The organism is Hyunsoonleella aquatilis, from assembly GCF_014270105.1.
GTDB classification, from domain to species: Bacteria; Bacteroidota; Bacteroidia; order Flavobacteriales; family Flavobacteriaceae; genus Jejuia; species Jejuia aquatilis.
On sequence record NZ_JACNMF010000001.1, the window covers coordinates 36,002 to 50,884 of the forward strand.

Genomic DNA, 14,883 nt, shown 5'->3' on the forward strand with positions numbered 1-14,883 from the left:
AGATACCAAATCTAAATTAAAAACTTAACGATTATGAAAAAGATTACTTATTTATTGATGTTGCTTTTGGCTAATGGTTTTTGTTACGGACAGACCAAATTAGCAGAATTAACATTTGAAACTCCCGAAGGGTATTCTACAAATGTACCTGAATTTACGGATCAAGGAGTAAGTACAGGACGAGATTATTTCATAAGGACTGATGGCAGTACTATAAATGGTGAAGTTTTTCTTAACCGGCAGGGATCGTATTACTTTGCCGCTCAGGATATAGATGGTGAAGGAGCTACTCTTCCCGTACGATTATTGGTAAACAATATAAATGTAAGTGGTTATGCTAGTCTTGAATTTCGTGTTCATTTAGCGGAAGATGACGATGGAGCTAATGAAGACTGGGATAATACCGGTGGAAATCCAGACTATGTGCGTATCAATTATGATATAGACAACACGGGAACATTTAGTAATCTGTTGTGGATTGGCCCAAATGGCGCAGGGACCAACAATGAGCCAGCAATCGACTCAGATTTTGATGGTACAGGTGATGGTGCTGCCATTACTGATTCTTTTACCCAGTTTACTCAAAGCATTGCGGGAACCGGCACATTACTTGACATTGAAATATTGTTCAATCTCAATGCTGGGGATGAAGATATAGCTATAGACAATATAGAAATTTGGGGTACCTTAGTTCCATGTAACCCAGCAGTTACATGGGATGGTTCCGCTTGGAGCAATGGTACTGGCCCTGATATCAACACTTCTGCAATTCTTACTGGTGATTATAACACAAGCACTGATGGAGGTAGTTTTAGTGCTTGCAATTTGACTGTTAGCAACTCTGCAACACTATTAATTGCGGATAACTATTATGTTGAAACACAAAATGACGTCACTGTTGATGCTCTATGTGCTATCGATGTTCAACCTTTAGGTGCTTTTATTCAAAACAGTGATCTTGGCGCAGTTGTAAATAATGGCACAATGAGTGTAGATAAGGTCACTGCTCCCATGGATCATTCAGATGAATACACTTATTGGAGTTCACCAGTTTCTGGCGAAACCTTTATTGGAGCAGTTGCGGATTTGAATCTTAATAAATGTTATACTTTCAATGGTCAAAATTTCTTAGATGCCTCTGCTGAAACAGGGAACAATAATGCTACCGTTCCTGGTCAAGATGATATTGATGATGATTTTAATGATTGGGTACAAATAGGAAGCTCTGCGATGATGCAACCAGGTATTGGCTACGCAACTACGATATCCGATTTTGCCTATTCCATAGCACCTGGAGTGTCCAACAAAACGTTCAGAGCAACTTTTGAAGGAGACTTCAATAATGGCGTTTACAGTATCCCTATCTACAGGAACGATTCAGAATTAAATGACTATAATTGGAATTTTGTAGGCAACCCCTACCCCTCAGCCATAGATGCGGATTTGTTTTTAGCGGTAAACAGCAATGTTTCAACAGATGTTAGCGGAACTTCCAGCGGAGGTTCAGGATATATTGATGGCGCTATCTTTTTATGGTCTCAAAATACTCCTGCGGCCGGAAATGCCAACGGAAATGAAATCTTAAACTTTTCAAATACAGACTATGCCATCATTAATGCTGTTGGAGAAAATGCCGGTGGAGACGGTGTTACGCCATCAAGAAACATCCCCTCTGGCCAGGGCTTTTTTGTTAGTATGGCCAATGCGCCTACACCTGCATCTTTAGTTTCGGGAGACGTTTATACCACAAATATAATTTTTAGCAATTCTATGAGAGTTGCTAATACTACCGCCAATAGTCAATTTTTTAAAAGTTCTAGCACAAAGAATTCAATAACAAATGATGCCAATAAGTTTTGGGTGAATTTGGTATCTGACAATGGTGTTTTTAATCAAATCCTTGTAGGCTATGTAAATGGCGCTACGGATGGTGATGATGGCATGGCTTATGATGCCGCTAAATTCCCTAAAGAAGGTGCCTCAATTTATACAACTATTTTGGACAGCAATAAGAAATACGCCATTCAAGGCAAAGATCCAAATAGCATTGACAATGATGAAGTTATTCAACTTGGTTTCAGCACATCTATTAATAATGCTACACTTTATACACTATCAATAGCACAATTTCAGGGAGATTTCTTAACTGAAAATTCTATTTACCTAAAAGATGATTTGTTAAACAAACTCCATAACCTATCCGATTCAGATTATACGTTCACGTCTGAAGTTGGGGAATTTAATGAGCGCTTTGAGATTGTTTTTGATGCGAGTGCTCTTTCGATTGAGGACAATTCTTCAGAGTCTACTGAACTAAGCATAGTTGAATTGGAAGGTGACAAGGTTCAGTTTTCAACGAGCGTATCCACCATTAAATCTGTTACAATTTTTGATCTTTTGGGGAGACAATTATATGATTTAAAAGGCACTAGCGCTTCCGAAACCTATACATTATCCAACTTGAGAAGTTCCATTTTTATTGCTAAAATAGAATTGTCAAATGGTACAGTGATAACCAAAAAGGCTATTAAGCAATAATTTAGAAGCTATATTTTAAGGCGATAATGAGGTTCCTGCCAGGGGCAGCAATCCCTGAAGAATATGGTCTATAGCGCTGGTCGGTGATATTCTCCAGAGAGACTGTCAAAGTCGTGCTTTTATTTACCTTATATTGTGTTCTTAGGTTTATTGTATACCAAGATGGTGCATATGGATTGCCGTTTGCATCCTTTGTGTACAAATAGTCCTTTTGTTTTTCAGATGGTGCCAATTGATTGAACGACAATTCCCCATTATATTCCGTAAAAGCATCAATGGTCAGTTTTTTTCCTGCCCAAATCACATGGATATTTCCAAAACTAGGAGCCACGTGCCTAATAGGGACTTCTATATTATCATTTTCTTCCGTACCGCCAATAACGCTATATTGCGAAGTCAATCGAAGATATTTAGAGACCAAAAGTTTTAACCCTGCTTCAAACCCATAAATCCATGCTTTTGAGGCATTCTGTATGGCCTGTACATTGCTCATTTCCCCGTCGTACATTATTTGGGATTGACCATTCAAAGTATAATCCCTCCTTACAAGAGCATTGTCCAAATAGGTATAATAGGTGTTTAAATCCAGGACTAGCTTTTGATCAAAATTCAATTTCAAACCCAATTCTCCACCATAAGCATATTCTGGCCTTAAATTTTCATTTGGCACGACTACCGAGCCAGGTTCCGAATCGAATACCTTTCCAATATCATCAATATTTGGCGCCCGAAAAGCCGAAGCCGCATTTAACTTCCATTGCATTGTTGTATTGGGCGACCAAGTTAAGCCTGCCGTTCCGGAAAACGCTCCGGCACTATTTTTTGCACTTTGAAAGGGCAAGTTTAAAAAGGCATTATTCTCTGTAAAATCTGCCTTTGAACCCACGTGGTTAAAGCGAACACCAGTTTGAAATACAAATCTTGTATTTGGCTTGTACTTTAAACTTGAGTATATGGCGGCAGACTTCCAAGTAGCTCCATTAGGGTATCTAGAAATGGTGTTGGACAGTATTCCAGAACTAATATCCTCAAGCCTTCCTTCAGACATCACTTTGTTATGCACATATTCTCCACCATAAAAAAATCGCGTTTTATCACTCAAACGTTTTTCAAAATCCAAATTAAAGGAATAGGCATTCAAGGATTCCTCACGAATATTTCTATCATTCGACAGAAAATCTCTGTCTATCCTACTTTCTTTAAAATTCTGAAAAGCCAATGTAGCCTTAACTTTATCGTATAAATTGGAGTTACTGGTTAGTTTGGTCACTTGCAAGTTGGACATAAACCATTTCTGAGGACCATAATGCCACTCTGCGGAGCGCAGTGCATCGCCTTCATAACGTATCAACCTATCATATCTTGGAATATCCGAAGATCTTGAATAATATAAACCCAAGTCAAAACTTAAATCTTTGTAGGGTTTGTACCTGACCTTTTGCATGGCATTGAACTGATGATAGCCCGAAAACTTCTGCACCTTGGGATTGCTGTTTTCCAAAATCACATCGTTCCCGTTGCTGGAACTTACAAACTCCGAACGCAAATAGTCCTCAGGGCCATGGCTACCCATTCTTAAATCGTTAAAATCCGTAAAGGTAGCATTCGTAACAAAAGCCCATTTCTTATACCCCAAATTAATATCAAAATGAGCGGTCTTTTCGTTGCTGGCCGTGGCATATCTCGTTAAAATATTGGATGATACTTTTATGGAATCGGATTCCGATAGCCTAGGGGTCTGTGTGTAGAACCCCATTACCCCGCCAATAGCATCACTCCCATAAATTACCGAACCTGGACCCAGTATAATCTCAGTGTTTTCTATAGATAGGGGGTCTATTGAAATCACATTGTGTAAATTGCCACCTCTAAAAATGGCGTTGTTCATCCTTACCCCATCCACTGTAATCAATAACCTATTCGTCGAAAACCCCCGAATCATGGGGCTACCTCCTCCCAACTGACTTTTTTGCACGAAAACCATGCCGGAGTTTTGAAGCAAATCAGCACTAGTTTGTGGATTCATCAACTCAATTTTTTCGGAATTGAAACTGATAATCTTTTGTGGGATGTCCTTTTTATTCTGCTCAAACTTGGACGCTGATATGACGATTTCGTTCAAGCCTTGTGTGTTCGCATCAAGGTAAACAATGTTGGATTTGGGAATATGAGACTTAATTAAAATCTTGGTTTCGTGCGATAAATGCTGAAAATAAAGGGTATCATTTGGGCTAAACTGATCTAATTGAGCAACGCCTTTAAAGTTGGTAATAGCACTTTTGGCCTGCCTTTTATCAAATATGGCCACGCCTGAGATTGGCTCCTGGGTAATTGCATTGGCCACTTTTACCTCTTGGGCCTTTAAGCTGCAGGTACACAGCAAAAGCAATAAAAGCAAAGAGGTAAACTTCATGTCCTAATTAAATACTTGATTAAAAACCTGTAGTGATTTGGGAGTTTTAAAACCGCCCAAATGTAGTTCAAAATAAAGCAACATCATACTTAAAAATGATTGCCTTCGCGATGCGCTTATTTTTATACTATCCAAGGCATCAAATGTTGTGCCTAACAAACGTTTTAAAAGTATTAAATTTTCTCCTGAAACGGTGTATTTATCGTGGCTTTCACTTGTAAATGTGCCGTCCATCAAATTAAAAAAACCAAGGTCCATTTCTCTTTCCTCCGGATAAAAACCGAGATATTTGCTGAACTTGAGCAAAAAGAGCAAATGAAAGTTTGAATATTCGGTGTGTATATCAAACCATTGCAAGGCCGTTTCCAAATAAGAATACAATTCTTCATTGTTTTCTTCTTCTCTTAAGCTAGTTGTCAATACTTCAGATAAAAATAGGACTACGGCACTTTTGAGAACATGGGAATGCAGAGTACCGTAGAGATAATGAGGCCTCACTTCTTTTATGGAGTGCAATGAGCGCGAGGGATTATAATTAAAAGTGATTTGGAGTTGGGATAGCAACTGAAAATATGCTGTTTTTGTTCCGGACTTTTTGGATTTCAGTGCGCCTCTTATTAAAAAGCCAACTACCCCGAGTTGTTTTGTATAACACTTTACAATTAAATCGTTATCCCTATATTTTAATTTGGATAGAACAATGGCTCGGGTAGTGCACAGCATTATCTCACTACCATTAATTTTATCACCTTAGTTTCAAAGCTGTCCATGTCGGCAAGCATGATAAGATAAACTCCGGATGCCACAACATTATTGGCTAAGTTTTTCCCATTCCAATAGGCCGTACCGCCGTCAATTTCCAAATTATAGCCGTTATATCTTAAATTGGTTCGGGATTGTGCTTCGGCGACCAAATTCCCTTCAATATCAGTAATCTTTATATTGACATTTTCTGGAATGTCCTTTATTTTTACTTTGTCGTCGACAATATTGAAATTGGGTCGAACAGGATTGGGATAGGCGTGCGACGATGAAAAATCCTCTGTTGTACCAGAGCCACCGGACGCGAAAGATACTAATCCTTTATCTGTGGCAATATATAAGGTGCCATTGGTATCGTCCAAGGAAATATCGGTAATTGTGTTTGAAGGTAATGGGGAATTTTCCTTTGTAAAATGAAAAATAGTGTTTTGACCATCTGATGAAAGGTAAAACAATCCAGATCCAACAGTACCAATCCATTTATTATTTGATCCATCAACAACTATTCTTGAGACTAGTTGTTGAAACAATAACTCCCTTGCAATTCCGTCTTGCTCAATAATAATTTCACTAGCCCTTGCGTCATCATCCTCAAAAAACCCAGAAGCGTTAAAAACTACTCTTAGTCCTCTAAAAGTCCCGACCCAAACTTGCCCTCGTCTATCAACGGCCACGGCTGTTGCAAAATCCGAAGGCATATTATCCTCTTCTTTGTATAACGCCTTAACTTTTGGATTTCCTCCGTTTTCATTAAAACCAATAATTCCCCTATTGTATGACACCACCCATTTTGTGCCGTCCGGTCCTATAGCCATATCTCTATATCCAAGATTGCCCGCAATATCGTCGTCCGGCAGAACGCCAGTGAATGCATATGAATTCCAGTTACCACTACTGGGGTCATAAGATTTCAGAGGTTTTGTAATTCGACTTGTTATGGTCCAAAGCAATCCATCTGTATCAAACTTGGACATACCTACCCTTATATCAACATAGTCAGGGTTTGAAGCTGATATTAAGGATTCTAGTCCGCTATTAGTCTGGTCAAACAAAAAGCTCGGGAATCCATCATTTACCTCCAAAAGGCCGTTAAAAAAAGAGCTTATAAAAACTTGATTATTATTAAAAGGATTAATGGATATGCTATTTAAACACCTTGCTCCCAAAACGTCGGAATAAGGCGTATTGGTCCAAGCGTCTCCATTAAACAAACTAAACCCGCGACTATTCAATGGATATGGATTTAAAAAAATCGAGTATTCGCCAAAAGTCACCCAAACATTGTTGGACTGCGCTTTTACCGAAAAAGGACTGTTTAATAATGGGCCATCCGGATGTATTTCTTCAAAAGTAATAGGATTTGATATAGGGGTCTTTAAAACCCCATACTCCTGTGTTCCGATAAACAAATCCTCTGAAACCAATGTTGCGGAAAGGTATCTGGTATCAAACTCCGGGCTTATATCGACCTGGCTTAATAAATCAAGACTTTCGTCATAAACAAAAACATTCGTATTTGTAGTTACAACATAGTTGTTTCCCGCTGATGTAAGCTCGACGGGGGTATTACCATACAAAACTCTCTCAACTAAGGCATCATTAACTAATTCATAGATTCTTCTATTGCTTCGGATAGTATAAATGTTATTCTCCGTTGCTTCAATTGCTAAAAAATCTCCATTTATAATGGTCGTCCAATTTTGGAAATCAATTAAGTTTGGATTGGAAATCGATCCTTTTCTTATGCCTTGCCCTTCTGAGCAAGCCGCGTATATGTACTCTCCAAAAACTGTGGTTTGATTTACACCAATTTGACTACCGCCGTCACCTATAAAATAAGTATCTCCAAATTCCAGTCGTTCCATATCGTAAACAGAAATACCAAAATCTGTTGCTATATAGGCCAAATTTCCCAACGCATTAATATGATTTATTTTTTTTCGTGAAGGTGGAATGGTGGTTTTGTCAAGTATATCAACCACAGATAATACATCATTGTCATTATCAAGTACCACTTCTATCAGTCCATTTTCATACCCTATCAACAGCAACTCATAAGTATCGCTATAAAAAATAGTGGATATTTCATCTCCCGACAGCCCATTTACCGTGGTTATCTCCTCTATTTCCCTGGTTTGCGTGTCGTAACGAAACACTGCATTTTCTGATGCCCCATAGACTTGATTTTCACCACCATTTATTACTTTGGTAATTTTAAAATAGGAAAAATGCCCTTTCCAGAGTGCGGAAAAATCTTGTGCGTCCAAAAACAATGGCACAAGGCATACCAATAATAGAAGTACTCTTTTAATCATAGACTCTTTTCTGCGCTCAAATATATTTATTAGTAACGAGTTTTGGCTTAAAATAATATACTTAAAGCAAAAAAGCTTCCCAAAAGGAAGCTTTCAAAATATAATGAACCAAATATTAAACAACACCCTGTGCCAACATAGCGTCAGCTACTTTTACAAACCCAGCTATATTCGCACCTTTTACATAATCAATATATCCATCGTCTTCCTGCCCGTATTCCGTGCAGGAATTGTGGATATCTTGCATGATTTCCCGAAGTTTTTTGTCCACTTCTTCCCGAGTCCATTTATAACGAAGCGAATTCTGGGTCATTTCTAGACCTGAGGTAGCTACACCTCCAGCATTTGATGCCTTTCCAGGGGCAAATAAAATTCTTGCCTTGTGGAATTCTTTTATAGCTTCGTTTGTGGAAGGCATATTGGCACCTTCGCTTACACACATACAGCCATTGGCCAGCAAGGCCTTTGCATCCTCTATATCCAGTTCGTTTTGTGTGGCACACGGTAGAGCAATATCGCATTTCTCACTCCAGGGCGTTTTGCCTTTTACAAATTTGGCTTCCGGATATTCTTTTACGTATTCCTTGATTCTGCCTCTTTTTACATTCTTTAGATGCATCACAAATTTCAATTTATCTGCATCGATTCCATCTTTATCATAAATATACCCCGAAGAATCGGAAAGGGTAACCACTTTTGCACCTATGACAATACACTTTTCGGCCGCATACTGCGCGACGTTTCCAGAGCCTGAAATTACAACCGTTTTGCCTTCAAAATTGTCATTTTTCGTCCTCAACATATTTTCGGCAAAGTAAACCGTTCCATATCCGGTAGCTTCTGGCCGAATTAAAGAGCCTCCCCAGGTTAACCCTTTTCCCGTTAATACTCCGGTGAACTCATTTCGCAACTTTCTGTACTTCCCGAAAAGGAAACCTATCTCACGTTGGCCCACACCAATATCACCTGCGGGTATGTCCGTATTTGGGCCGATATGCCTGAATAATTCGCTCATAAATGCGTGACAAAAGCGCATTATTTCGTTATCGCTTTTCCCTTTTGGGTCAAAATCACTGCCGCCTTTTCCTCCTCCCATGGGCAAAGTAGTCAAGCTATTTTTGAAAACCTGTTCAAACGCCAAAAATTTCAAAATACTTGCATTTACAGTGGGATGAAATCGCAATCCGCCTTTGTAAGGTCCTATAGCCGAGTTCATCTGAATTCTGTATCCACGATTGACCTGAATTTCTCCGTCATCGTCCACCCAGCATACCCTAAATGAGACCAGTCGCTCAGGTTCTACCATTCTGAGTAGTACGTTTTTCCCATAATAAATGTCGTGCTGGACGATATAGGGTATTACGGTTTCAGCGACTTCTTCCACCGCTTGTAAAAATTCTGGTTCATGGCCGTTACGCTCTTTTACCATATCTAAAAACTCGGCAATAATTTCTTTCATGGATTAACAAATGTTTAAATTTTAATAAAAAAACAATTTTAAGGTGCAAATATACGTTATCTGTAAAAATATAGCAGTTTTTTTTAATTTTTCGCAATAGAAGGAGAAAGCAAAGTGCGCTTTATCAGAAATATTTGGTAGTTCATCGGCATTTTATATATTTGTTGCGTTAACGCCCTCGAAAACAAAAATCTAATTATGCTTAACTTTAAACGTTTAGCTTTAGTCTTTGGCTTATTTGCCATTTGCCAAACTGGGTACTCTCAATTGGGCTTCTCTCACGAAATAGGCGTTATCACAGGACCTGTTCAATTCAGGTCAGATTATGGTGTTCGAGAAAACGAAGAAACGAATTTTGGAAATTCGGGCATTGGTATTGGCATTGTGCACTACATCAACTTCTCTTACAGAGCTGATTGTAATTGCTATTCTACAGATACTTATTTTAATGACCACTTTAAATTGCGAAATGAGATTTCGTGGAATAGAACCAAGTTGGAGCACTTCGGAAAATGGGTTGATCCTAGTAGAACAACCGAAGAGGCTAACCAGTTAAGAGCGCACAAGGGTGTGGCTAAAAACTTGGATATAGGTACGCAGCTTGAGTTCTTTCCCCTGAGTATTCGTTCGTTTCAGGCTTATGGCTATCGATTGGCTCCTTTTGTAAGTTTGGGTGTTCACTACACGCGATATACTCCCGAAGTTTCTACAACTTATGATAATCCCAACCCACTTTTGATTGGAGATGTTACAAATTCTAGCAACTTCTATTCGGGATGGGCACCAGGCTCTGTAGACGCTTCCCCAGGCGGAACGTGGTCTACTGTTACAAGTGTTGGCTTTCGCTATAAAGTAGCGCCCTTAGCTGATATTATGCTGGATTTAAGATGGCAATATTATTTCAGTGACTGGATAGACGGGCTTAACCATAACCTATCATACAATAGGCACAACGATTGGTTGGTATGGTTAAACTTTGGTTATATCTACTATCTGGATTAACTATTCTGTAAATTAATTTTGCTGTGAGGAAGAAGATATTTTTAGGTGTTTCATTTGTCTTTTTCTTTATCTCCTGCAAAGATGAACCCAAAACCATTGCTTTTTCTGAAGTTGAAAAAACAACGAAAAACAATGCCATCGTCCAAATCCATATTCCAGAAGCTTCTCAAGAAAATATCATAGGAAAAAATATTAACGCTGAGATCGAGCGATTCGTAGCAGGCGTGCTTTCAATTGGCGAACCTGAAATCGATAGCAAAAACTTGTCTCTGGAAGAAGAAATTGAAGCTTTTAATACAGCTTATAAGGATTTTATAAAAGATTTTCCTGAAAGCAACCAAATATGGGAAGCACAGATAGATGGGGAGGTAACCTTTTCGTCACCTGGAATTATTACAATTGCAATTACTTCCTATCTAAATACTGGAGGGGCACACGGCAACACCAATATTTCATTTTTGAATTTTGATGCCACAACAGGAAAGCCCATTCAGAACGAAAATCTTTTTAAAAACATTGATGGTTTTAAAGCCCTTGCAAAATCCTATTTTAACAAAGCAGTTGAGGATAGATCTGTCCTTTTTGAACCTGACTCATTCAGCCTACCAGCCAATATGGGTTATACCGAAGAAGGCATCATTCTACTTTACAATCCTTACGAAATTGCACCGTATGCAAAAGGCATTATCGACTTTACCATTCCTTTTGAAAACGCTGAGGGTTATCTAGCCTTTCAAGGCCTTTAAAAGTGCCAAAACATAGCCGTAATGCAGGCCCTCGTGGATAGCAATAAACTGTAGGGCCTCATCAATATTATTCAAAGTATTGCCCGTTGTTGAAACTGTATAAGCGTTATAATCCTGAAAAACATCGTTGTAGTAATCCTCCTGTGTTTTTTCAAGGTTTGAGTGCAAAAGTCCTTTTATCTCATCTACTTCAACTTGGCTTACATCACCATTAGGCTTACTATCCTTTCGGTATTTGTTTATCATTTCATCTGATAATGACGATTCCAACCCCGACAATTTATAGGCTAGCAGTTGCTCAGAAACTACCGCATGGGCGATGTTCCAAATGATATTGTTGTTGAAGCCTTTAGGGACTTTATTTAAATCTTCTAACGAATTATTTTCTATGATTTTTTTGAATATGCCTCGTGTGTTATTCAAAACCTGAAATGTAAATTCCATCTAATTTAAATTTTTGATAAATATAGCTAAATCAACATAAAATGACGTAGAAGATTTTAAAGAAAAAAAATAAAGTTCGAGGCAAAAATTTGAGGCATAGTCTCGGTTACGACGATAATTTTTAACGAGGAAATTTGGTTTTTTAATCAAAATATTCATGTTATTTTATGTTGATTTAGCTATATGGTTTTAATTTGTGTTCTGAAACCGTCAAAACCATGAAAAAAGTTTACTACCTAAAAACCTGCAGTACCTGCATTAGAATTTTAAGGGAATTGGATTTATCCGATGAATTTGTATTACAGGATATAAAAACAGAACCCATAACCGTTAAGCAAATTGAAGCAATGGCAGTACTTTCCGGAAGCTACGAATCTCTTTTCAGCAAGCGTGCTCAGCTATACAAGAAGATGGATTTAAAAAATCAGAATCTTACAGAAAAAGATTTTAAACACTATATTCTGGAGCATTACACCTTTTTAAGCCGACCTGTTATTATTATTGATGACCAGATATTTATTGGGAATTCGAAAAAGACGGTGGAGGCCGTAAAAGAAGTTTTGAATTAAAAAAGTGACTCCACCAGGACTCGAACCTGGATCTAAAGTTTAGGAAACTTTTGTTCTATCCCTTGAACTATGGAGCCAAAAATCAAAAAGCCCTAACTTGAGATGTTAAGGCTTTTTTGCTCCTCAGGCTGGGCTCGAACCAGCGACCCTCTGATTAACAGTCAGATGCTCTAACCAACTGAGCTACTGAGGAAGGTTAGTTTCGCGTTTTGCGAGCGCAAATATATACTAATTTTTAATTAAAGCAAAACTACTTTTAAGAATTTTTAATGTAGTTTTTGTCCTGATTCAAAATTAAATAAAGCGCTTTACAATATTCCAAATATCGTTACCGAACACTAAAAGCATTATTCCCATAATAATAACGAAACCAATGATTTGTCCCTTTTCTAAAACCTTTTGGCTTGGTGGTCTTCCTGATATGATTTCATAGGTTAAAAACATGGCGTGTCCGCCGTCCAAAGCTGGAATTGGCAATATATTTACGAATGCCAACCATATCGAGAACATGGCCGTAAATCTCCAAAAGAACGTCCAATCCCAAGTGGGGGGCATCATTTCTACGATACCAATTGGGCCCTTCACTTGCTTATAGGCTTCGGTTTTGGGCTTAAAAATCACTTTAAGTTGCTTTACCTGTTTTACCAAAACATCGTAAGTTTTTGCTAGTCCAGCCGGGATGGCCGCGAAAAACCCATAGTCGTCAGTTTTGATAAACTTGTCGGGGTCAACGGATAGTACTACACCTAATCTTTTATCCGTTAGGGCTACTTTTTTGTCAACAATGCTTCCGCCCCGATTTACGGCAACAGTAACGGTATCGTTATCCACATTATCCAAATATGCTTTCAATTCGTCCGTAAACTGCAAAGATTTCCCATCAATAGCTACAATCTTATCGCCTTTTTGCAATCCTCCTTTGTGAGCGCCGCTGTTAGATGGAACGGAATCGATTAATGCTTCAAACCTTGGAAAGAAAAATACGTTCTTTAATCCCGAGAATACAGATTTCAAGGCTTCATCTGTTATCGGAATGGTTTTATTCGCTCCGTTTCTTTCCACAACTACTTCTTCACCTAAAATCACATTCAGCATTAAATCATCAAATCTTGTGGCCGTATCACCATCGATTGAAACTATCTTATCGCCAGTTTTAAATCCGAGTGCCTCGCCATTTTCATTCACATAAATCCCGTGTTCCAAATTTTCCATTGGAATATACGTGTCACCATCTTTAATTAACAATGCCGAGTAGATAAACCATGCCAAAAGCACATTGACTATAATACCTCCTAGCATAATGATCAATCTTTGCCAAGCTGGTTTCGAACGGAATTCCCATGGCTGTGGCTCTTTTTCCATTTGCTCGGTATCCATACTTTCATCAATCATTCCGGCTATTTTTACGTAGCCCCCCATGGGCAACCAACCGATTCCGTATTCGGTTTCACCGATTTTCTTTTTGAATAGCGAAAACCATGGGTTAAAGAATAGGTAAAATTTTTCAACTTTGGTCTTAAACCATTTGGCAGTCAAGTAATGCCCGAGTTCGTGGAGCACCACCAAAATAGATATGATGAGTATAAATTGTACAATTTGGGTCAATATCGTCATGAATTCCTTTTTTTAACCGCACAAAAGTAAGCTTTTAAACCAAGTTTAAAAAGCCGTTTGCCGGATAGCCTTTGTTTTAACAGTATTTTAAGTTGAGGCCCTCCTCGTACTCGGAAAAATTCATCGTATTTTTGCACAAATTTGTTCATTTAGCCCGTTTATGCTCTCATTTTTTAAGGATTATAAGGTATTTGCAATTGTTTTTGGAATCATATCTATCATTATAGTTTCCATTATTTACAGCACCCTGAATGTGTATCAGCCATTGCCTATTTATCAGCCAGTGATGGTAAGCAGGGAATTGGTAGACAGCACCATCCAACATCAAAAAAAGTACCATAAAATTGCTGATTTTAGTTTGATAAATCAAAACGGAAAAACCGTTACCCAAGACGATTACAAGGACAAAATTTATGTAGCGGATTTCTTTTTTACAACCTGCCAGACTATCTGTCCGATTATGACAGATCACATGGTGCAAATCCAAAAGGAAATTATGGATGATAATGACGTGTTATTGCTGTCGCATTCCGTTACTCCTGAAATTGATTTGGTGGCGCAGTTAAAACGCTATGCCATTAAAAAGGGGGTTAATGATTCAAAATGGAACTTGGTGACGGGCGACAAAAAGGAAATTTATGCCCTTGCACGAAAGAGTTATTTGGCTGTTAAGGACAATGGTGACGGTGGCCCCTTTGATATGATTCACACTGAAAATTTTATGCTGATTGATAAAAAACGACAAATACGTGGGTTTTATGATGGCACCAATCCGGTAGAAATTAAAAGACTACTTAGCGATATTTCAGTTTTAAAAGAAGAGTAGGGGCAGTAACTTGAGGGTAAAAAAAAAAGCTCCTATGAATATTAATAGGAGCTTTTATCTTCTAAGGTTTTACTTATTTATAACGCCTTCTTGAGTTCCAAACTATTGAACTTGCATTACTAAAGGTTTTGGTTAACGTACCAACTTTAGTTTCTACTACTAATTTTCTCTTACTTCTTTCCATAATTTTTTCAA

At 38.2% G+C, this 14,883-nt stretch carries 11 protein-coding genes and 2 tRNA genes; 5 read left to right on the top strand and 8 right to left on the bottom strand.

Annotated elements, in window-relative coordinates; all coding sequences use genetic code 11:
* The first annotated feature begins 33 nt into the window (after positions 1-33).
* The gene (locus H7U19_RS00200; RefSeq protein ID WP_186557826.1) at positions 34-2,538 is read left to right on the top strand and encodes a T9SS type A sorting domain-containing protein; all 2,505 of its coding nucleotides are present in this window, start codon (positions 34-36) and stop codon (positions 2,536-2,538) included.
* A gap of 1 nt (position 2,539) precedes the next feature.
* On the opposite strand, the gene H7U19_RS00205 is transcribed toward H7U19_RS00200, so the two are convergent.
* From H7U19_RS00205 to gdhA, 4 genes are all read right to left on the bottom strand, one after another.
* Positions 2,540-4,951: a TonB-dependent receptor gene (locus tag H7U19_RS00205; protein WP_186557827.1), complete on the bottom strand. Its 2,412-nt coding sequence runs from the start codon at positions 4,949-4,951 to the stop codon at positions 2,540-2,542.
* 3 nt (positions 4,952-4,954) lie between these two features.
* Positions 4,955-5,674 (bottom strand): DNA repair protein RecO, encoded by a 720-nt coding sequence (gene recO, locus H7U19_RS00210; RefSeq protein ID WP_186557828.1) that lies wholly within the window; start codon positions 5,672-5,674, stop codon positions 4,955-4,957.
* Positions 5,674-8,028, bottom strand: coding sequence for a type IX secretion system anionic LPS delivery protein PorZ (porZ, locus tag H7U19_RS00215; protein ID WP_186557829.1), 2,355 nt, complete (start codon positions 8,026-8,028; stop codon positions 5,674-5,676). The genes recO and porZ overlap by 1 nt, the downstream gene beginning before the upstream one ends.
* Positions 8,029-8,143: 115 nt before the next feature.
* The gene (gene gdhA / locus H7U19_RS00220) at positions 8,144-9,487 is read right to left on the bottom strand and encodes an NADP-specific glutamate dehydrogenase (protein ID WP_186557830.1); all 1,344 of its coding nucleotides are present in this window, start codon (positions 9,485-9,487) and stop codon (positions 8,144-8,146) included.
* Between the two features lie 198 nt (positions 9,488-9,685).
* Here gdhA and H7U19_RS00225 point away from each other — a divergent pair, with 198 nt between their 5' ends.
* Positions 9,686-10,489: a THC0290_0291 family protein gene (locus H7U19_RS00225; protein ID WP_186557831.1), complete on the top strand. Its 804-nt coding sequence runs from the start codon at positions 9,686-9,688 to the stop codon at positions 10,487-10,489.
* A 23-nt stretch (positions 10,490-10,512) separates the two neighbouring features.
* Positions 10,513-11,235 carry a DUF3298 domain-containing protein gene (locus H7U19_RS17015; RefSeq protein ID WP_186557832.1) on the top strand — a complete coding sequence of 241 codons (723 nt, stop codon included), beginning with the start codon at positions 10,513-10,515 and terminating at the stop codon, positions 11,233-11,235.
* Here H7U19_RS17015 and H7U19_RS00235 read toward each other — a convergent pair.
* Positions 11,215-11,679 (bottom strand): DinB family protein, encoded by a 465-nt coding sequence (locus H7U19_RS00235; protein WP_186557833.1) that lies wholly within the window; start codon positions 11,677-11,679, stop codon positions 11,215-11,217. The genes H7U19_RS17015 and H7U19_RS00235 overlap by 21 nt on opposite strands.
* 218 nt (positions 11,680-11,897) lie before the next feature.
* Here H7U19_RS00235 and H7U19_RS00240 point away from each other — a divergent pair, with 218 nt between their 5' ends.
* The gene (locus H7U19_RS00240) at positions 11,898-12,248 is read left to right on the top strand and encodes an arsenate reductase family protein (protein WP_186557834.1); all 351 of its coding nucleotides are present in this window, start codon (positions 11,898-11,900) and stop codon (positions 12,246-12,248) included.
* A 5-nt stretch (positions 12,249-12,253) separates the two neighbouring features.
* Here H7U19_RS00240 and H7U19_RS00245 read toward each other — a convergent pair.
* The 3 genes from H7U19_RS00245 to rseP form a co-directional block, all read right to left on the bottom strand.
* A tRNA-Arg gene (locus H7U19_RS00245) sits at positions 12,254-12,325 on the bottom strand.
* Between the two features lie 42 nt (positions 12,326-12,367).
* Positions 12,368-12,441, bottom strand: a tRNA-Asn gene (locus H7U19_RS00250).
* A gap of 101 nt (positions 12,442-12,542) precedes the next feature.
* Positions 12,543-13,862, bottom strand: a complete 1,320-nt coding sequence (gene rseP, locus H7U19_RS00255) for an RIP metalloprotease RseP (RefSeq protein ID WP_186557835.1) — start codon at positions 13,860-13,862, stop codon at positions 12,543-12,545.
* A gap of 160 nt (positions 13,863-14,022) precedes the next feature.
* Between rseP and H7U19_RS00260 the strand changes: the two genes are divergently transcribed.
* Positions 14,023-14,688, top strand: coding sequence for an SCO family protein (locus H7U19_RS00260; protein WP_186557836.1), 666 nt, complete (start codon positions 14,023-14,025; stop codon positions 14,686-14,688).
* Positions 14,689-14,883 lie beyond the last annotated feature (195 nt).